This window comes from Arthrobacter sp. RAF14 (assembly GCF_052114185.1).
Classification (GTDB): domain Bacteria; phylum Actinomycetota; class Actinomycetes; order Actinomycetales; family Micrococcaceae; genus Arthrobacter_E.
This window is the reverse complement of record NZ_JBFREG010000001.1, coordinates 1,524,059-1,543,029: the sequence shown is the minus strand read 5'-3', so window position 1 is coordinate 1,543,029 and position 18,971 is coordinate 1,524,059. Positions and strand designations below refer to the sequence as shown.

At 67.7% G+C, this 18,971-nt stretch carries 18 protein-coding genes; 13 read left to right on the top strand and 5 right to left on the bottom strand.

The window, feature by feature from the left end:
* The first annotated feature begins 4 nt into the window (after nucleotides 1-4).
* The 4 genes from AB4Y75_RS07315 to holA all read left to right on the top strand — a co-directional run bounded on the left by AB4Y75_RS07315 (nucleotide 5) and on the right by holA (nucleotide 4,739).
* The gene (locus AB4Y75_RS07315; RefSeq protein ID WP_441435178.1) at nucleotides 5-1,033 is read left to right on the top strand and encodes a DegV family protein; all 1,029 of its coding nucleotides are present in this window, start codon (nucleotides 5-7) and stop codon (nucleotides 1,031-1,033) included.
* 47 nt (nucleotides 1,034-1,080) lie between these two features.
* The gene (locus AB4Y75_RS07310) at nucleotides 1,081-1,914 is read left to right on the top strand and encodes a helix-hairpin-helix domain-containing protein (protein WP_441435177.1); all 834 of its coding nucleotides are present in this window, start codon (nucleotides 1,081-1,083) and stop codon (nucleotides 1,912-1,914) included.
* Nucleotides 1,915-1,949: 35 nt separating this feature from the next.
* Nucleotides 1,950-3,671: a ComEC/Rec2 family competence protein gene (locus AB4Y75_RS07305; protein ID WP_441435176.1), complete on the top strand. Its 1,722-nt coding sequence runs from the start codon at nucleotides 1,950-1,952 to the stop codon at nucleotides 3,669-3,671.
* A gap of 75 nt (nucleotides 3,672-3,746) precedes the next feature.
* On the top strand, nucleotides 3,747-4,739 hold the full coding sequence (gene holA, locus AB4Y75_RS07300; RefSeq protein ID WP_441435175.1) for a DNA polymerase III subunit delta: 993 nt from the start codon (nucleotides 3,747-3,749) through the stop codon (nucleotides 4,737-4,739).
* Between the two features lie 225 nt (nucleotides 4,740-4,964).
* Here holA and rpsT read toward each other — a convergent pair whose 3' ends face one another.
* Nucleotides 4,965-5,225, bottom strand: a complete 261-nt coding sequence (gene rpsT / locus AB4Y75_RS07295; RefSeq protein WP_307496850.1) for a 30S ribosomal protein S20 — start codon at nucleotides 5,223-5,225, stop codon at nucleotides 4,965-4,967.
* A 212-nt stretch (nucleotides 5,226-5,437) separates the two neighbouring features.
* Entirely contained in the window at nucleotides 5,438-5,914 is a 477-nt protein-coding gene (locus AB4Y75_RS07290) for a type II toxin-antitoxin system PemK/MazF family toxin (RefSeq protein WP_441435174.1), read from the bottom strand.
* 196 nt (nucleotides 5,915-6,110) lie between these two features.
* Between AB4Y75_RS07290 and lepA the strand changes: the two genes are divergently transcribed.
* The gene (gene lepA / locus AB4Y75_RS07285) at nucleotides 6,111-7,970 is read left to right on the top strand and encodes a translation elongation factor 4 (RefSeq protein ID WP_441435173.1); all 1,860 of its coding nucleotides are present in this window, start codon (nucleotides 6,111-6,113) and stop codon (nucleotides 7,968-7,970) included.
* A gap of 3 nt (nucleotides 7,971-7,973) precedes the next feature.
* Complete coding sequence (gene hemW / locus AB4Y75_RS07280) at nucleotides 7,974-9,203, top strand: radical SAM family heme chaperone HemW (protein ID WP_441435172.1); 1,230 nt, start codon at nucleotides 7,974-7,976, stop codon at nucleotides 9,201-9,203.
* Between the two features lie 74 nt (nucleotides 9,204-9,277).
* Here hemW and AB4Y75_RS07275 read toward each other — a convergent pair whose 3' ends face one another.
* Nucleotides 9,278-9,694: a DUF4870 domain-containing protein gene (locus AB4Y75_RS07275; RefSeq protein WP_441435277.1), complete on the bottom strand. Its 417-nt coding sequence runs from the start codon at nucleotides 9,692-9,694 to the stop codon at nucleotides 9,278-9,280.
* Between the two features lie 151 nt (nucleotides 9,695-9,845).
* Entirely contained in the window at nucleotides 9,846-10,688 is an 843-nt protein-coding gene (locus AB4Y75_RS07270; RefSeq protein WP_441435171.1) for a DUF3097 domain-containing protein, read from the bottom strand.
* A 125-nt stretch (nucleotides 10,689-10,813) separates the two neighbouring features.
* Here AB4Y75_RS07270 and hrcA point away from each other — a divergent pair, with 125 nt between their 5' ends.
* Genes hrcA through AB4Y75_RS07255 form a run of 3 tightly spaced genes read left to right on the top strand, consistent with a single transcriptional unit; the run spans nucleotide 10,814 to nucleotide 13,768 of the window.
* Nucleotides 10,814-11,827, top strand: a complete 1,014-nt coding sequence (hrcA, locus tag AB4Y75_RS07265; RefSeq protein ID WP_441435170.1) for a heat-inducible transcriptional repressor HrcA — start codon at nucleotides 10,814-10,816, stop codon at nucleotides 11,825-11,827.
* A 60-nt stretch (nucleotides 11,828-11,887) separates the two neighbouring features.
* Entirely contained in the window at nucleotides 11,888-13,012 is a 1,125-nt protein-coding gene (gene dnaJ / locus AB4Y75_RS07260; RefSeq protein WP_441435169.1) for a molecular chaperone DnaJ, read from the top strand.
* A 3-nt stretch (nucleotides 13,013-13,015) separates the two neighbouring features.
* Entirely contained in the window at nucleotides 13,016-13,768 is a 753-nt protein-coding gene (locus AB4Y75_RS07255; RefSeq protein ID WP_441435168.1) for a 16S rRNA (uracil(1498)-N(3))-methyltransferase, read from the top strand.
* A 32-nt stretch (nucleotides 13,769-13,800) separates the two neighbouring features.
* On the opposite strand, the gene AB4Y75_RS07250 is transcribed toward AB4Y75_RS07255, so the two are convergent.
* Nucleotides 13,801-14,736, bottom strand: a complete 936-nt coding sequence (locus AB4Y75_RS07250) for a GerMN domain-containing protein (protein WP_441435167.1) — start codon at nucleotides 14,734-14,736, stop codon at nucleotides 13,801-13,803.
* Between the two features lie 323 nt (nucleotides 14,737-15,059).
* Between AB4Y75_RS07250 and AB4Y75_RS07245 the strand changes: the two genes are divergently transcribed.
* Genes AB4Y75_RS07245 through era form a run of 4 tightly spaced genes read left to right on the top strand, consistent with a single transcriptional unit; the run spans nucleotide 15,060 to nucleotide 18,905 of the window.
* Nucleotides 15,060-16,166: a PhoH family protein gene (locus tag AB4Y75_RS07245; protein WP_441435166.1), complete on the top strand. Its 1,107-nt coding sequence runs from the start codon at nucleotides 15,060-15,062 to the stop codon at nucleotides 16,164-16,166.
* Nucleotides 16,163-16,636: an rRNA maturation RNase YbeY gene (gene ybeY / locus AB4Y75_RS07240; protein ID WP_441435165.1), complete on the top strand. Its 474-nt coding sequence runs from the start codon at nucleotides 16,163-16,165 to the stop codon at nucleotides 16,634-16,636. Before AB4Y75_RS07245 ends, ybeY begins: the two co-directional genes overlap by 4 nt.
* The gene (locus tag AB4Y75_RS07235; protein WP_441435164.1) at nucleotides 16,633-17,943 is read left to right on the top strand and encodes a hemolysin family protein; all 1,311 of its coding nucleotides are present in this window, start codon (nucleotides 16,633-16,635) and stop codon (nucleotides 17,941-17,943) included. Before ybeY ends, AB4Y75_RS07235 begins: the two co-directional genes overlap by 4 nt.
* A complete protein-coding gene (gene era / locus AB4Y75_RS07230) occupies nucleotides 17,943-18,905 on the top strand; it encodes a GTPase Era (protein ID WP_441435163.1) in 963 nt (320 codons plus the stop codon). Before AB4Y75_RS07235 ends, era begins: the two co-directional genes overlap by 1 nt.
* Nucleotides 18,906-18,971: the final 66 nt, after the last annotated feature.

Sequence of the window (18,971 nt, the reverse complement as noted above, 5' to 3'; positions counted from 1 at the left end):
CGAGATGCCGGAGCCGGGGGCCGGGACCTGGGGACGCTTGTTGGAGCGTCTCGAGACTCTCCGTGCCCTCGGCTCCGCCGGCTTCAAGGGTGGCCGCACGGACGGCCGCGCCGCGCGCTCCCGGAAGCCCCCGCAGCCGGCGGTTCAGGTGGCCGTGGTCACCGACTCCGCCGCCGCGCTCCCACAGGGCTGGTTCGATCAGGCCCCGGCCTGGTTCCGCCATGTGCCGATGCCCGTGATGGTGGGGGAGGAGATCTATTCCTCCGCAGACCTCGCCGAGGGCGAGGAGCGCGTCTCCGAGCGGCTCAGCCTCGCGCTGGCGATGGGGGAGACCGTCCGGACGTCGCGGCCGTCGCCCGCCACGCTGGCCGCCGCCTATCGTGAGCTGGAAGCCGCGGGTTACTCCTCGATCCTGTCGGTGCACCTCTCGGCGGAGCTATCCGGAACCGCCGACGCCGCCCGCATCGCGGCCGGGCAATGCGGTGTCCCGGTCCATGTCCTTGACTCGAGGACGGCCGCCATGTGCCAGGGCTTCGCCGTCCAGACCGCCTGTGCGCTGGCGGGAGAAGGCGCGCCCCTCGAACTGGTGACCGCCGGAGCCGAAGCCTCGCTGGCGAGCAGCACCGTTCACTTCTATGTCCCGTCCCTCGAGCAATTGCGCCGGGGTGGCCGGATCGGCAATGCGGCATCGTGGCTGGGCACCGTGCTGGCCATCAAGCCGATTCTCGGCATCGCCGGGGGCAAGGTGGTGCCGGTGGAGCGGGTCCGTTCCTCCGCCCGCGCACTGGCCCGCCTCGAGGAATTGGCGGGCGCGGCTGCGAAGGGCATCCCCGAGGAGTCGCTCGGGCTGGCGGTCCACCATTTCGGTTCACCGCAGGCTGCCGCGGACCTGGCCGGACGCCTGACGGCCTCATTCCCGTCTGCGCCCCCGGTCGTGATGAGCACGCTTCCACCGGTGCTGGCGGCCCACGTGGGCCTTGGAGTCCTGGCCATCGTCAGTGCACAGCTGCCCCCGCGCGAGTTGTCCTCATAGCCCACTCCGCGTCCAGTCCGGGTGGCATGCCCCAGTAGTTTCGGAACATGACACTGCGTGATGCCCCGGGACGATTGGAACGGATTCTCGCCGGTGATCCGGGTGGCCCCGAAACCACCCCGCAGGATCACTCGCCTTCGCTGGCCGAACGCCGCCGGTATCACCGCCGCGGGCGCTTCCGGTGGAGGATCAGCCCGAGAGCATTGACCACGACGGCGCTGTGCCTGCTCGCGCTGCTGGGCGCGTGGTGGGCCTTCACCGCCACGGCTCCGGCCCAGTCCTCCGTCGGGCAGCCGTCCGCCGCGCACGGCTCTGTGGCGTCCCTCCGGCCTGTGCCTTCAGTTCATCAGCCCGGGGCAGGCAGATCGGAGGCAGGGCGGCCGGGGGACGGCCCGACGGGACCCGCCCCCGGATCCTCCCTCATCCTGGTGCACGTCTCCGGTGCGGTCCGGCATCCTGGCATCGTGCGGCTTCCGGCCACCGCGCGGGTGTTCCAGGCGGTGGAGAAGGCCGGGGGCGCCCTGGACACGGCGGAACTGGACGCGCTGAATCTGGCCGAGCCGTTGCAGGACGGCCGCAAGGTCCACGTTCCCCAGCGAGGCGAGCGGGTGTCCGGCGCGGACGCTGGTCCCTCCGAACCCGGCGGACCTGGTGGCCCACGGGCGACCCCGGGCGCGGCTCAGGTGCATCTCAATTCGGCGTCGGAGGCGGAGCTCATGACGCTGCCGCGCGTCGGCAAGGTCCTGGCGGACCGGATCATCGCGTGGCGGGAACAGCACGGCCCGTTCGGGACCATCGAAGACCTCGATGCAGTGGATGGCATCGGGCCGCGCATGCTGGAGCAATTGACTCCTCTGCTCGTCTTCGACTCCCGGCCATGAGGGCGGACCATTTCCTGCGGCGGGCAGGGCGACGTATGACCGAGGGCGTCTCTGCCGTCCGGGCCGTGTTCCGGGCCCGCGACGAGGAACTGGAACGGCGCCTCCTGCTCAGCGAGCGTGTCCACGATGTCCGGCTGGTGCCCGTGCTCAGCCTGCTCTGGCTGGTGAGCGCGGTGACGGCGGTCCGGGATGCTGGCCTGCTGAGGGCGCTGGTCGTCGTGCTTCTGGTGGGGCTCGCTTCCGGGACTCTGTGGGGGTTCGTCAGGTCACGAAAGCGAGCAATGCCGGAGCCCGGCCGACGAGGCCGAGGTGTCGGCTTCACCTTCGGCCTGGCAGCTCTCGTGGGCCTTCTCGGCTGTGGCCTGGGCCTCGGCCGGACGGCGGATCCTGCATGGCGCCACCTCTGGGCCGCAGCCGGGACCCGGCAGGCGGTGACGGTGATCGCCGAGATTTCGGGCCATCCGGAACCACTGATGCCGGCGACCGATCACGGCGGTGGCCCAGGCCCCGATGAGCCGACCACGTCGGCGGACAGTTCCCCCTGCGGTCATGGCTGTCACTTCACCGCCCAGCTCCATCGCATCCGTCGGGCGGGGGACTGGCTTTCGCTCGATGTTCCGGTGGACGTCCAGTGCCAGACCGTCTGCGCTGGCGTCCGCTACGGCCAGACGGTGCAGGTGATCTTGCGTGTCCGGACCCGGGATGGCCGTCCCGCCACATTGTCCGGGACGGCCGTTTCGAAGCCGCGGCTCGTCGAGGCGCCGTCGGTGTTCGAGAACGCGGTCTCCCACCTCCGGCACGAGTTTCTTCTGAGAAGCCGCTCCATACCGGGGGAGCCGGGGGCTCTGCTGGACGGCATGGTGCTCGGGGATCGCAGCCGCAGGTCGCCCGAGTCCACCGCCGTGATGACCACGACCGGATTGACGCACCTGACTGCGGTGTCCGGGGCCAATTGCAGTGTGGTTTTCGCGTCCGTGGTGCTGGTTCTGCGGAGCTGGCGGGTGAGCCGGCCGGTGGTGATGGTCCTGTCTCTGATCTCGCTGGGGGTGTTCGGGGCGCTGGTGGGCCCGGACTCGAGCGTTCTGCGGGCGGTGGTGATGTCCGCGGCGAGTCTGACGGTCATGATGGGTGGGCATCAGAGCCGTGGTCTTCCTCTGCTGTGCGTGAGCGCGTCGGGGTTGTTGCTGGCCGCACCGTGGCTGGCCTGGGATCTGGGTTTCGCGCTTTCCGTCGCGGCGACGGCCGGCATCCTTCTCGCCGCCCAAGGCCTCGCGCAGTGGCTGGGTCAGCGGATGCCGTACGTGGTGGCTCTGGGGTTGTCGATCCCTTTGGCGGCGAATCTGGCCTGTGCGCCGTTGCTCGTGCTGATTCAGCCGCAGCTGACTCCGTATTCCTTGCTGGCCAACGCACTGACGGCGCCGCTGGTGGCTCCCGTGACGCTGCTGGGCACCGCCGCGCTGCCGTTGGCCGTGGTTCCCGGGCCGATCAGCGGGATGCTGATCGGCTGGGCCGGGATGGCGACCTGGGGGATCTGGAGCATCGCTGAAGGGGTGAGTCGTCTTCCGGGAGCTTTGCTGGAGTGGCCGCCGGGTGTCCGGGGTCTGGCCACCATGGCCGGATTCTGCTGTTGCCAGGTGGGATTGCTGTGGCTGTTCGCCCATCCCCGGGCGGTCGCGGGTTTCTACCGGAAGGTCCACGCCCGCCTGAGGGACGGGCCAAGTCGGCCTGCACCTGGAGTGGGCGGGAGCGGGACCTGAACCGAGCTCCGCCACCTCTGATCGCGATACGATGCTGAGGAGCCGACAAGCCGAAACAGCAGGGAGACCACCTCGATGGCGAAGGCCGCCGCATCCACCGCTTTGAACTGGCGCGACATTCAGCCCGCGCCGTTGATTCTCCTCTCCGGCCCCGAAGAGTATTTCGCCCAGCGGGCCCGTGACCTGCTGCGCAGCCAGCTCCGGCAGGTGCACCCCGACCTCGAACTGACCAGTTTCGACGCGTCCGAATACCAGCCCGGCGCGCTCCTGATGGCGTGCAGCCCGTCGCTCTTCGGGGAATTCAAGCTCATCGAGGTGTCCCGGCTGGAAGCCATGAACGATGCCTTCCTGACCGACGCCCTGGACCTGAGCGCTTCCGGTGCGGAAGACGCCGTCGTCGTGCTCCGCCATGGCGGCGGCAACCGCGGAAAGAAGCTTCTGGACGCCCTCAAGTCCCGCTGGCCTGTGGTGGACTGCCAGCCGCTCAAGCGTGACACGGACAAGAACGCCTTCGTCACCTCCGAATTCCGCGCGGCCAGCCGGCGGATCGAGGGACCGGCGGTCGTCGCACTGGTCAATGCGGTCGGGTCACAGACCGCCGAGCTCGCCGCCGCCTGCGTGCAGCTCATCGAGGACACCACAGGGACCGTCACCGCGGACGATGTGGAGAAGTACTACGGTGGCCGGATCGAGGCGACCTCCTTCAAGGTCGCCGATGCGGCCCTCGACGGCGACGCCGCCAGCGCGCTGGCCACCCTTCGCTACGCCCTGGATTCAGGCGCCGACCCGGTGCCGCTCGTCGCGGCGCTGGCGGCCAAGCTGAGGACGCTCGCCCGGGTGGCCGGCAGCCGTGGCTCCGCCGCTCAGGTGGCGCGCGATCTCGGCATGCAGCCGTGGCTCGTGGAACAGGCACAGCGGGACGTCCGCCGATGGACCCCGGAACAGCTGCGTCTCTGTGTCCGGGCGGTGGCCGAAGCCGACGCCCAGGTGAAGGGCCTGTCCCGGGATCCCGTGTACGCCGTGGAACGGGTGGTGCACCTCGTCGCGTCATCCGTCAGGAGCCGCTGAGGGACGAATCCCGTCTGCGGCCGCTCTCCGGAGGTGGCCTTGTCCGGCTCTCCGGAGAGCCTCGGCCACGCCGTGCGCACGGCGTGGTTCCCGATGCCATCTCCGCGCCAACTCACAGCCTGCCGGCCCTTAACGCAAGAGTGGCCGGTCCCTGGGGGACCGGCCACTCCGAAGCAAGTGCGGTATGTCAGCCTGGCGCGTCAGCGACCGGCCGCAGCGGTTCTCTTAGAGAGCGCTGACCTTCTTGTTGATCGCGGACTTGCGGTTGGCAGCGTTGTTCTTGTGAATGACGCCCTTGCTGACAGCCTTGTCCAGCTTACGGCTGGCCGCCTTGACGGCGGACTCAGCGGCATCCTTGTTACCAGCCTCAACCGCCTCGTTGACGGTCTTGATGAGGGTCTTGAGCTCAGACTTGACAGCGACGTTGCGCTGGCGAGCCTTCTCGTTGGTGAGGATGCGCTTCTTCTGAGACTTGATGTTAGCCACTTAGTGAACTCTCTTGTAATGACGGATGGGTCTAGAGGGCGTCAGATTGGCCATTGACTGAGCAGCGTGGGGATACCTATGGCAGCCAATCATCAGTGTCCGTCGACCTGTGCGGACACACAGCAAATGATTTTAGCAGAGACCCCGCCTGATTGACCAAAGAGGGCTCGCCGCCGAGAAAGGTCCGGGGCAGGTCCGGGCGGCTGGGACCGTCAATGCCCGGCGCGCCGCAGGCCCTCGGCCACCTGGGTGAAGCGGCGCCGGTCGAGGACCGCTCCTTCCCGGCGGATCGCCCCGGGGTCGACCCGCACCACGCGGTTGACCTTGACTTCGCTGGGCCGTCCCTCACGATCCCAGGTGCCCGTGCCGACGTCGACGTAGGCGGAGTCCAGGCGCCGGCCGTTGTTCCGGTCCTTGGACGTCAGCATGAGCGCCAGGAGCCAGGGGCCGTCTTCTCCCACCAGAAGCACCGGGCGGTCCTTCCCCTGACGGTGGTCCTCTTCATAGGGCACCCAGGTCCAGACGATCTCTCCAGGATCGGGCCGCCCGTCGGCGTGAGGTGCATAGCGCACGGCCACGACGCCGGTGTAGTCGCCCGGGTACCCGCCGGCAGCCGGGCGGGGCTTCTGGGCGTTACGGCGGGGCTTGGCCCCGAGGAGCCGGAGGATGCGTGAGAACAGGGTTGCCACAGGTCCCAGAGTACTCACGGAGCACCCACGGGCGGGCCGGACGCGCGGCGCCGTCGGCGAAGAGCGTCAGTGAGGAGAAGTGGCCTGAAACGTGGGACAATGGTGGATCTGACCCCTTGGTCCTGTGTTCCGCGTGCCGGCCTCGAGCCACAGCCCTGCGGCAGGACCGACCGAAGGCAACAGTAAGGACTCCTGAGTGTCTCCCATGGCCCGCACTGCACCGGTGCCCGCCGCCACTGATCCGGCCGTGATCCGCAACTTCTGCATCATCGCGCACATCGATCACGGCAAGTCGACCCTGGCCGACCGCATGCTGCAGCTGACCGGCGTGGTTCAGCCCCGGGACATGAAGGCCCAGTATCTGGACCGCATGGACATCGAGCGCGAGCGTGGCATCACGATCAAGTCCCAGGCGGTCCGCATGCCCTGGGAATTCGACGGCACCAGCTACGCGCTGAACATGATCGACACCCCGGGCCACGTGGACTTCACCTACGAGGTCTCCCGTTCGCTGGCCGCCTGCGAAGGCGCCGTGCTGCTGGTGGACGCCGCGCAGGGCATCGAAGCCCAGACGCTGGCCAACCTCTACCTGGCCATGGAGAACGATCTGACGATCATCCCCGTGCTCAACAAGATCGATCTGCCGGCCGCCCAGCCGGAGAAGTACGCGGCAGAACTGGCCAACCTCATCGGCGGCAAGCCCGAGGACGTGCTGATGGTCTCCGGCAAGACCGGCGTCGGCGTCGAGGGCCTGCTGGACAAGATCGTGCAGGACCTGCCTGCGCCGGTCGGCGATCCGACGGCTCCCGCCCGTGCCATGATCTTCGACTCGGTCTACGACACGTACCGCGGCGTGGTCACCTACGTCCGCGTGGTCGACGGCAAGCTGACGCCGCGCGAGCGCATCCAGATGATGTCCACCAAGGCGAGCCATGAACTCCTCGAGATCGGTGTGAGCTCGCCCGAGCCGGTGCCGTCCAAGGGCCTGGGCGTCGGTGAGGTGGGATACCTCATCACCGGCGTGAAGGACGTCCGCCAGTCCAAGGTCGGTGACACCGTCACCACGCTGCACAAGCCGGCGGCGGTGTCGCTCGGAGGGTATGAGGACGCCAAGCCCATGGTCTTCTCCGGCCTCTACCCGCTGGACGGCACGGACTACCCGGTGCTCCGCGACGCGCTGGAGAAGCTGATGCTCAACGACGCGGCGCTGGTCTACGAGCCGGAGACCTCCGCGGCCCTGGGCTTCGGCTTCCGTGTGGGCTTCCTCGGTCTGCTGCACCTGGAGATCACCCGCGAACGCCTGGAACGCGAATACAAGCTGGACCTGATCTCCACCGCTCCGAACGTGGAGTACGAGGTGACCCTGGAGGACAAGAAGGTCGTCCACGTCACCAACCCGAGCGAGTACCCCGTTGGGAAGGTCGCCGAGGTGCGTGAGCCGATGGTCTCCGCCACCATTCTGGCGCCGAACGAATTCGTCGGAGCAATCATGGAGCTGTGCCAGTCCCGCCGAGGCATCCTGGGCGGAATGGACTATCTCTCGGAGGACCGTGTCGAGATCCGCTACCGGCTCCCGCTGGCGGAGATCGTCTTCGACTTCTTCGACACGCTGAAGTCGAAGACCCGCGGCTACGGTTCGCTGGACTGGAAGGCCGACGGCGACCAGGTCGCCGACCTGGTCAAGGTGGACATCATGCTCCAGGGCGAGACGGTGGACGCGTTCAGCGCGATCACCCACCGCGAGAAGGCCTACTCGTACGGCGTCATGATGACCTCCAAGCTGCGGGAGCTCATTCCCCGCCAGCAGTTCGAGGTCCCCATCCAGGCAGCCATCGGCGCCCGCATCATCGCCCGTGAGAACATCCGCGCCATCCGCAAGGACGTTCTCGCCAAGTGCTACGGCGGCGACATCAGCCGTAAGCGCAAGCTGCTGGAGAAGCAGAAGGAAGGCAAGAAGCGCATGAAGATGGTGGGCCGCGTCGAGGTCCCGCAGGAAGCCTTCATCGCTGCGCTGAGCAATGACGAAGGCAACGGCAAGGACAAGGCCAAGAAGTAACCCATGCCCAGTGCGCTCCCTCTCGGTGACCCGGCTCCTGCGGACGGGCTCCTGGATCCTCAGGCCCGGGAGGGCGCGCAGGAGCGTGCCTTCAGCCTGTACATCCACGTCCCGTACTGCACGGTCCGCTGCGGCTACTGCGACTTCAACACCTACACGGCCACGGAACTCGGCGGCGGCGCGAGCCAGGATGAGTACGCCGGCACCGCGCTGTCCGAGCTGGATTTCGCCGCCGACGTCCTGGAACGGTCCGGCGTCCCCGCCCGTCCCGTGTCCACGGTCTTCTTCGGGGGCGGCACGCCGACCCTGCTGAATCCTGATGAACTCGGTGCTCTGCTGGGCCGTGCCCGCGACCTCTGGGGCCTTGAGCCCGGCGCCGAAGTCACCACCGAGGCCAACCCGGAGACCGTGACCGCGGAATCCCTCGCCCGCCTGGCGGAGGCCGGCTTCACCCGGGTCTCCTTCGGCATGCAGTCAGCCGTCCCGCACGTCCTCAAAACGCTCGACCGGGTGCACCGTCCGGAGCGGGTGCCTCAGGTCGTGGAATGGGCGCGCGACGCCGGGCTGAACGTGAGCCTGGATCTGATCTATGGAACCCCGGGGGAGTCGCTGGCCGATTGGGAGCAGTCACTGGACGCCGCCCTGGCCTGCGAGCCCGACCACCTGAGCGCCTACGCCCTCATCATCGAGGACGGGACCAAGCTCGCGGCACAGATCCGGCGCGGCGAGGTTCCGGATGTGGACGACGATGACCACGCTGACAAGTACGAACTGGCCGAACAGCGGCTCGCCGCCGCCGGCTTCGACTGGTACGAGGTCAGCAACTGGGCCCGCGAACCGGGCCAGGAATGCCGCCACAATCTCGCCTATTGGCGGGGTGACGATTGGTGGGGGATCGGCCCCGGTGCCCACTCACACGTCGGCGGGGTCCGGTGGTGGAACGTCAAGCACCCCCGTGCCTATGCGCAGCGACTGGGGGACGGCGTGTCCCCGGCCGCGGGCAAGGAAGTGCTCGACGGCGGCACCCGCTACCTCGAGGATGTCCTCTTGCGCGTGAGGCTGGCCGAGGGGCTGCCGACCTCCGCGCTCCACGCGGAGGGGCGCACCGCCGTCGCGGGTCTGATCGCGGACGGGCTCATCGACCCGCAGGCCGCCTTCCGTGGCACCGTGCGCCTGAGTCTGCGTGGCCGGCTCCTGGCAGACGCCGTCGTGCGCCGTCTGCTTCCGGACTGATCCGGCCCTCCCTGGCTGGACCGCTATCAGGGCATGAAAAAAGGCGGGACCCCTTCCGGGGTTCCGCCTTCCGGCTATTTGATGAGCCGCAGGTTGTACTTGTAGCGATACGGCTGGCCACGGTTGACGTGAACGCCGGCGATCACGGAGAAGACCGTCAGCGCGATCCAGATGAGCGCCGCGATCACCGCGAAGATCCCGCCGATCCAGGGGATGAGGCTGAGGATGTTCGCCACCACCGCCACCAGGGTCGGCGGCAGGGTGAAGTTCAGGGCTTCCTTGGCCTCCTGGGCGGTGAACGGCCCACGGTCCTTGAAGATCAGGTAGATCAGGAGCGACGGGATGAACCCGAGGATTCCGCCGAAATGGGCCAGCATGGCCCACTGCCGGTCCTCGCTGGAGCTCAGCGGCTCCGGGACGGCGCTGGCGCCCGTGTAAGGATGATCGCCGGGCACCTGATCACCGCTGTTCTGGGCCGGACCGCCGTTCATGCCTGCGGCACCTCGCGGCTGATCGCCCGGGGTGGGTGCACCCTGGGGCTTCGGTCCAGATGCGTCAGACACAGCTGTTACTCCTGAGATAGTTCCGGATCACGGGCGCTGCCCATGACGGCGTTCCTTACTCAGCATAGTGGCTGGGAGGTCACGCCGTGAGGAAATCGATGACCTCTTCGACGCGTCCCAGCAGGCTCGGTTCGAGGTCGGCGTAGCTGCGGACCGTGGAGAGCAGCTTCTGCCACCCGAGGCCGATGTCCTCCGCCGTGGCGTGTGGCCAGCCGAACGATTGCAGAATGCCGGTCTTCCAGTCCATGCCGCGGGGAATCCGTGGCCAGGCGGGGATTCCGAGGGTCTGGGGTTTGATGGCCTGCCACACGTCGACATAGGGATGACCCACCACCAGCACGTTGCCGCCGACGCCGGGCTTGCGCATCAGCGCGTCCACGATCCGCTGCTCTTTGGAGCCGGGAACCAGATGGTCCACCAGGATGCCGAGCTTCCGGCCGGGCCCGGGTCCGAAGGCCGCCACGGCCGCCTCGAGGTCGTCGATACCGTGCAGAGGCTCGACGACGATCCCCTCCACGCGCAGATCGTCACCCCAGACGCGCTCCACGAGTTCGGCGTCGTGCTTGCCTTCCACCCAGATCCGGCTGGCCAGAGCGGTCCGTGCCTTGGTGTCCACGTGGATCGATCCGCTGGCGGTGCGCCTCGGGCCCTGCTCGGTGGCGGGGGCCGCTCGTGGCGGCACGATCTTGACCGCTTCGCCGTCCAGCAGGAAGCCGAAGCCGAGCTGGAAGGAGCGTTCCTTACCGCGCCGGTCCTCGAGGCTGAGGATGTGCATGCCGCCGGACTTCTCCACGCGGGTCACCGCCCCGACCCAGCCGGTCTGGACGTCCTCCAGCACCATGCCGCGTTCCACGGGCACCTCGCGCAGCTGCTTCTGAGCAGGTGCGCTGAGGTCCTGAGGTCCCCAGGAATGGATGGACATGAAGCCTCCTGCTGTTCTCCGCCTGGCGATGTCCCGGGTCCGGGGCAGGCATACTAGAATTAGCACTTAGAGAGGTAGAGTGCTAAGAGAAACGCCGAAGGGCAAGAGCATGTGGAGGTGGCAGAGTGAGTGATCCTCGTCGTCTCGAAGTCCTGCGCGCCATTGTGGAGGACTACGTCCACTTCCGGGAGCCGGTGGGTTCGAAGGTCCTGGTGGAGCGTCATCAGTTGGGCGTGTCCAGCGCGACGATCCGCAATGACATGGCCGCGCTGGAGGAGGAGGGGCTGATCGCGGCTCCTCACACGAGCGCGGGCCGTATCCCCACGGACAAGGGCTACCGGCTCTTCGTGGACCAGCTCGCCTCGGTCAAGCCTCTCTCGGCCGCGGAACGCCGCGCCATCCATTCCTTCCTGGACAGCGCCACCGACCTGGACGATGTGCTGGAGCGTTCGGCGCGGCTCCTGTCCCAGCTGACCCGCCAGGTGGCGGTCGTGCAGTACCCGAAGGCCAGCCAGGCAGGCCTGCGTCACCTGGAGGTCGTGGCCCTGGGCGGCGCACAGGTGCTGCTGGTGCTCATCACGGACACGGGATCGGTCGACCAGCGCGTCGTGGACCTCGGGCAGATCCTGGACGAGGCGGATGTCGTGACCTTGCGCACGATGTTCCTTGCCGCGTGTGCGAATCAGCCGCTCGACACCCTGCGCGAGACCGTCCCGGTCCTGACCGCGACGGCGGCCCCCGGGCTGCAGCGGCCGGCGGCGGCCCTCGCCGCCGCCCTGCTGTCGCTCCTGGACTCCAGTGCGGAGGACCGGATCGTGCTGGCCGGAACGGCGAACCTGGCCCGCGCCACCATGGATTTCCCCCTGAGCATCGGACCGGTGCTGGAGGCCCTGGAGGAGCAGGTGGTCATGCTGAGGCTCCTCACCGAGATGCACCACGACCAGCACGGTGTGGCCATCAGCATCGGACGCGAGAACCCGTTCGACGAGCTCGCGGGCACCTCCGTGGTGGCCACCGGCTACGGCAAGGGCGCCGCCTCGAAGGTGGGCGTCCTCGGCCCCACCCGCATGGACTACCCGTCCTCCATGGCGGCCGTGCGCGCCGTCGCACGCTACCTTTCACGGATTCTGGCGGGGTGACCTCACCGGTCACCTGACGCCACTGCATTTCACCCAACAGAGGAAGAGAAGTACACACACGTGAGCAGTCACTATGAAGTCCTCGGAGTCCCGCGCGACGCCAGCGGTGAGGAGATCAAGAAGGCCTACCGCAAGCTCGCGCGGACCCTGCACCCGGATGTGAACCCCGGGGAGGACGCCGCCGAGCAGTTCAAGGCTGTGACGCACGCCTACGAGGTCCTCTCGGATCCCGAGAAGCGCCGGGTCTACGACACCACGGGCAACGAGAACGGCACCGACAACGGGTTCGGTGGGTACTCCGGTTCGGGCTTCGCCTTCCAGGACATCTTCGACACCTTTTTCAGTGGCGGCGGCGGTGCTCCGGGTCCGGCCTCCCGGGTCCGGCGCGGCCAGGATGCGCTGGTCGAGGTCCGCATCGACCTCAAGGACGCGGTCTTCGGCGTCGAGAAGACGCTTGAACTGGAGACGGCCGTGGTCTGCGAGACCTGCGACGGAAGCTGCTGCCAGCCGGGCACCAGCCCGGAGCGCTGCGACATCTGCCACGGCGCCGGCCAGGTCCAGCGCCCGGTCCGGTCCATTCTGGGTCAGGTCATGACCGCCGCCACGTGCCCCAGCTGCCAGGGGTTCGGCACGGTCATCAAGGACCCCTGCAACGAGTGCAACGGCCAGGGCCGTGTCCGCTCGCACCGCTCCCTTTCCATCAAGATCCCCGCCGGTGTGAGCACCGGAACCCGGATCCAGCTCTCCGGGCACGGGGAAGCCGGCATCGCCGGCGGCCCGTCCGGTGACCTGTACGTCCAGGTGAAGGTCAACCCTGACAAGACCTACACGCGTGACGGCGACGATCTGCAGGCCGCGCTGAAGGTTCCCATGACCGCGGCCGCCCTGGGCACCGACGTCGAACTGGAGACCTTCGACGGTCCCCAGACCATCAGCATCAAGCCGGGCACCCAGTCCGGCGAGGTCATCACGCTCCACGAACTGGGTGTCACCCACTTGCGCGGCTACGGCCGCGGCGACCTCAAGGTCCGCATCCAGGTGGAGACCCCCACGAGGCTCGACGCCGAGCAGGAGGAACTCCTGAGGAAGCTCGCGGGTCTGCGTGACGAGGAGTTCACCGAGGGCAAGCTCGCCAGCACCGGTGGGATGTTCGCCAAGCTCCGCGACAAGTTCGGCAACCTCTGAGCCATGAGTAACCCGGTCTTCTTCGCTCCCGCCGGTTCCCTCGACCACGTCGAGCCGTCCGGGCTCGTCGTGCTCGACGGCGCCGAGGCCCGGCACGCCGTCACGGTCAAGAGGCTTTCTCCGGGGGAGGGCGTGGACCTGGTGGACGAGCAGGGGACCCGCGTGATCGGGACCGTCGAATCGTCCGGCGACGGGGAACTGGTGGTCCGGGCCCTCGACGTCGTCCGCGAGACCGCCCCTGCGCCCCGTCTGGTCCTGGTGCAGGCCCTGGCGAAGGGTGACCGGGACGAGCAGGCCATCGAGAGCGCCACGGAGCTCGGCATCGACGGTGTGATTCCGTGGCAGTCCGACCGGTCGATCGTGCGCTGGCGTGGTGACCGGGCGGCGAAGGCGCTGGCGAAGTGGCGTTCCGTGGTGCGGGCCGCCACCAAGCAGTCCCGGCGCGCCCGCACCCCCGAGGTCGGGGACGCCGTGGATTCCGCCGCCCTCGCACGCCGGATCACGCAGGCCGGATCCGCATTCATCCTCCATGAGGACGCGAGCAGTTCCCTGTCCTCGCTCCTGGAGGACGCGGCAGGCGTCGACGGCGAGATCCTGCTCATCGTGGGTCCGGAGGGCGGCATCTCGCCGTCGGAGGTCACCGCCTTCGAAGCGGCCGGCGCCCGCACGGCGCTGCTCGGACCGCATGTGCTGCGGTCGTCCTCGGCCGGCCCGGCCGCGCTCGTGGTGGCGAACACGGTTCTCGGCCGCTGGTGAGGTGACCCGGGTTCGCGAGGCGATCCCGCACCTCAGCGGATGGTGATGGTCTTCGAATCCTGCACAGGCTGGGACGCGCCCGGAACCGTGGTGGTGACGGTGAGCTCGAATTTGCCCTTCGGCAGCTCCACCCGTGACTTGAACTGCCCCACATTGTCCTCCGTGGGGGTCAGCGTGATCCTGGAGGACGACAGCACGTCCTGCCCCGCGGGGGAACCGGCAGGCACCACCGACCAGCTCACGTCCTTCCGGGCTCCCAGCACGACGCCGCTGAACGTCAGCGTGCCGGAGCTGAGGACCGCCTCGTCCTGGGGGACCGTGATACGGACGGGCGAGAGGAACGCCGCGTCGCGGTGGAAGGAAAGGTTCAGTGGGATCGAGCCGAAGGCCTGTACGTCATTGCGGCCGTCGATCAGCAGGACGACGTCGGGCTCCGCGGAGGAGTCGACCATCCCGGACGCGCGGGCCGCGGACACCGCTGTGAAGACGAGCTGCTGCATGGCCCGCTTGGCCATGGACGGGTCGAGGTTCTTGGAGAAGGCGTCGGCGCTGACGTCCACCGTGATGGTGGACACTCCGGAGATCGACGCCGCCAGACGGTGCGGGGCCTGCCAGGCGGTGAAGTAATCGGGGTCCTGAGGCTTCTGAGCCATCATGACTTTGAGAGCCGCGGTCACGGGGTCGTCCCCGGCTCCGACTTTGCTGGGTTCGGAGAAGAGGTAGGCGTTGCCACCGGTGCGTCCGATCCAATAGACCTGGACCTGGGTGGCGGTGTCGGCCGTTCCACTCGGGGCGGCGGTGACTTCGGGGATCGAAGTGGCCAGCGATTGCGGATCCGGCAAGCCGGAGGAGACCGTTCCGGACGGTGTGGCGGTGCACGCGGAAAGCAGCGCAGCGGCGAGGGGAAGCGCGAGCAGGCGTGCGGCGTGCCGCCGTCGTGCGGTGGGTCGTGCGGTGTACAGGCCCATGGTTCCCCTCCTTCCTGTCGGCTCTCTCGATCAGCTCGTCGTGCGGGCATCGGCCAATGTTCGCGGGGAGTCGCCGGTCCCGGGACGGAGTCCGCCCACGGGAAAGGGCCTGCTGATCAGCACGCCCCGCATTCCACCTTGCCACAGGCGCCGGGGTGCTCGGACCGTTCGAGGGGGGCTGGGGAGGAAGTGCAATCCGATTGAGACCCCGCTGTGCCCAAGCCGTGACCGTCCGGCGTCCTGACGTAGACTTTCAGCAGGCCATGGACTTCATGGCCACACCATTTTCACGAAAGGGACATCCGGTCTCGAGGGCCGGCACCATGAGCGAAGAAACCATGCCATCGGGGGCCCTGTCAGGTCATACCGACTTTCCGCACAGCACGCCCCTCTCTCGGACCGAGGTCATCCTCTTCGAGACGAGCGAGGCCATGGTACGGGCGCTGGGCGCCCACGACGAGACGCTGCGCGGCCTCGAAGCGGCTTTCCCCACCGTGGTGTTCCACGTCCGCGGGAACGAACTGACGCTCAAGGGCCCCACCGAGAATGTCCAGCTGGCGAACCGTCTGATCCTGGAACTGAAGTCGCTGTCGGCGCGGGGCACTCCGGTCACGCGTGAGCTCGTGGTCCAGCTCCTGGGAATGCTGAGCGCGCGCACCGTGCCGACCCCCACCGAAGTCCTGACCCAGAACATCCTGAGCAGCCGCGGGCGCACCATCCGGCCGAAGACGCTCAATCAGAAGAGCTATGTCGACGCGATCGACCAGAACACGATCGTGTTCGGGCTGGGCCCGGCCGGCACCGGTAAGACGTACCTGGCCATGGCCAAGGCGGTTCAGGCGCTGCAGAACAAGGAAGTCACCAGGATCATCCTGACGCGGCCGGCCGTGGAGGCGGGCGAGCGGCTCGGCTTCCTGCCGGGCACGCTCAACGACAAGATCGACCCCTATCTGCGCCCGTTGTTCGATGCGCTGCACGACATGATGGACCCCGAGTCGATCCCGCGTCTCATGGCGGCCGGAACCATCGAGGTGGCGCCTCTCGCCTACATGCGCGGGCGCACGCTCAATGAGGCGTTCATCATCCTGGACGAGGCTCAGAACACGACCCCGGAGCAGATGAAGATGTTCCTGACCCGCTTGGGCTTCGGCTCCAAGATGGTGGTCACAGGTGATACGAGCCAGGTGGATCTCCCCAACGGGACCACTTCCGGACTGAAGATCGTCCAGGGCATCCTGGACGGCATCGAAGACATCAACTTCTCCGTCCTCGACGCCAGCGACGTGGTCCGCCACCGCCTGGTGGGGGACATCGTGACCGCGTACAACCATTGGGACGAGGAACAGCAGCGCGGCGTGCAGCGCCGTCGCACTCCTTCCCGCCAGGCGGCAGGCCTGGACAGCACCGCAGAGCCAGGAGCCACCGCATGAGCATCGAGGTCAACAACGAATCCGGCGTCGACGCCAACGAAGAGGACATCGTCCGTCTGGCACGGTTCATCTTCGATGAGCTCTACATCCATCCCGAAGCCGAACTCTCGGTGCTGCTCGTGGACGAGCCGACCATGGAGAAGCTCCACATCGAGCTGATGGATGAGCCGGGCGCCACGGATGTCCTGTCCGTCCCCATGGATGAGCTGACACCCGGCGCGCCGGGCCGGATCACGCCCGCGGGCATGCTGGGTGACATCGCCATCTGCCCGCAGGTGGCGCGGATCCAGGCGAAGAACGCCGGGCATAGCACCGAGGAGGAGATGCTCCTCCTGGCGACCCACGGGATCCTTCACCTTCTCGGCTTCGACCACGCCGAGCCGGAGGAGAAGGCCGAGATGTTCGGCCTTCAGCGCCAGCTCCTCTCCTCCTTCCTGGGCAAGGACGCCCCCCTGGAGACCACCGAATGACCCTGGCGGTACTGCTGCTTCTGGCGGTCGTCTTCCTGATCATCGGAGCTGTCCTCTCCGCGGCGGAATCGGCTCTCGCCTTCCTGCCCCGGCACGCCCTGGACGACCTTGCGGAATCCCGTCCCCGGCATGCTGCTCACCGTGTTCTCGCCGATGCGCAGGCCCATCTGCGGTCCTTGCGCTTCTGGCGGGTCTGGTTCGAGATGGCCGGTGCGGTCGCCCTGACGCTGGCGGTCTCCGGGCTCATCGGCAATGTGTGGCTCGCGGGGCTCATCGTCACCGCCATCATGGCGATCGTCGGATTCGTGCTGGTGGGGGTCTCACCTCGCCGCCTCGGACGGCTCCACCCGACCGCCACGGTGCGGTACACGGCGTGGCTGGTCCACTTCCTGCGGCAGATCCTGGGCCCGGTGCCGGAATGGCTCCAGCGTTTCGGGACCGCGGTGCTGCCCTCGTCTCACAGCGCGGACATCGACACGCACGATGAACTCGGCTCGCTGACCAGCGCCGAAGTGCGGGAACTCTTCGAACGCTCGAGCGATTCCGAACTGATCGAGGAAGGCGAGGCGGAGCTGATCCAGAGTGTCTTCGACCTCGAGGACACCCTGGTGCGCGCCGTCATGGTTCCCCGGACGGACATCGTCCACATCGGCAGTGAACAGACGCTGGAACAGGCGATGAGCCTCTTCCTCCGCAGCGGCAACTCCCGGGTTCCGGTGGTGGGGGAGAGCGCCGACGACGTGCTCGGAATCCTCTACCTGAAGGACGTGGCCGCAGCACTCTTCGGCCGTGGTCCCGATTCCTCGGTCGGGCTGATGGCCATCATGCGGCCCGTCCGTTTCGTGCCCGAGTCGAAAGCGGTGGCCGAACTGCTCAAGGAACTCCAGACGGAGCAGGTGCACATGGCCATCGTGATCGACGAATACGGCGGCACCGCAGGGCTGGTGACCCTTGAGGATCTCATCGAGGAGATCGTCGGGGAGATCGTGGACGAATACGATTCCGAAGCGGCCGAATTCGTGGAGCTGGCGCCGGGAACGTTCCGGGTGAACGCCCGCATGCCGATCGACCACCTGGGCGAGCTCTTCGACCGGGAGATCGAGGACGACGACGTGGATTCCGTGGGCGGCCTTCTCGCCAAGGCGCTCGGCAGGGTCCCCATCCTGGGCAGCGTGGCTTACACCCACGGGCTGCGGCTGGAAGCGCTGAGCATCGAAGGCCGGCGGAACCGTGTCCACCATGTTCTGGCCCAGGCGACGAACGATACTGAAAGAGGGGCCGCAGCGTCCCAGGAGGAAGTGAACTGATGTCGGGACGTATTGACGGGCTGATGCCCACACCGCAGGACAAGGACCACCAGGCGGGATTCGCCATTCTGGTGGGGCGTCCCAACGCCGGCAAGTCGACGCTGACCAATGCCCTCGTGGGCCAGAAGGTCGCCATCACCTCCAACAAGCCGCAGACCACGCGGCACACCATCCGCGGCATCCTGCACCGCCCGAATGCGCAGCTCGTCCTGGTGGACACCCCCGGTCTGCACCGGCCCCGGACACTTCTGGGCCAGCGGCTCAACGACCTCGTGGCGGCCACGCTGTCCGAGGTGGACGTGATCGGCTTCTGCCTTCCGGCCAACGAAGCAGTGGGCCCTGGAGACCGTTTCATCGCGCAGCAACTTGCGCTGCTGGGCCGGAAACCGGTCATCGCGATCGTCACGAAGGCCGATCTGGTGAGTAAGGAGGACCTCGGACAGCAGCTGCTCTCGGTCCATGCCATGGGTCAGGAGGTCCTGGGCGGGGAAGGATTCCGCGACATCGTGCCGGTGTCCGCCCAGGACGGTTTCCAGGTCACCACCGTCGAGGACGTGCTGATCTCCTACCTGCCGAAGTCGCCCCCGCTCTACCCCGACGGTGAGCTGACCGATGAGCCGGAAGCGGTCATGGTGGCCGAGCTGATCCGCGAAGCCGCCCTGGAGGGCGTCCGCGACGAGCTGCCCCACTCCCTGGCCGTGGTGGTGGAGGAGATCGTGCCCCGTGAAGGCCGTTCGGAGGACAATCCTCTTCTGGACGTGCGGGTGAACCTGTTCGTGGAGCGGCCCTCGCAGAAGGCCATCATCATCGGACGGGCGGGCAGCCGGCTCAAGGAGGTCGGCACGCGCGCCCGCAAGGGCATCGAAGCGCTCCTCGGCACCAAGGTGTATCTGGACCTGCACGTCAAGGTGGCCAAAGACTGGCAGCGGGACCCGAAGCAGCTGGGCCGGATGGGCTTCTGAGCAGGACTCTTCGGAGATCTGTCAGCTCAAATGCAGAAATCGGCTCTACGATGAGACGGTTCTGTT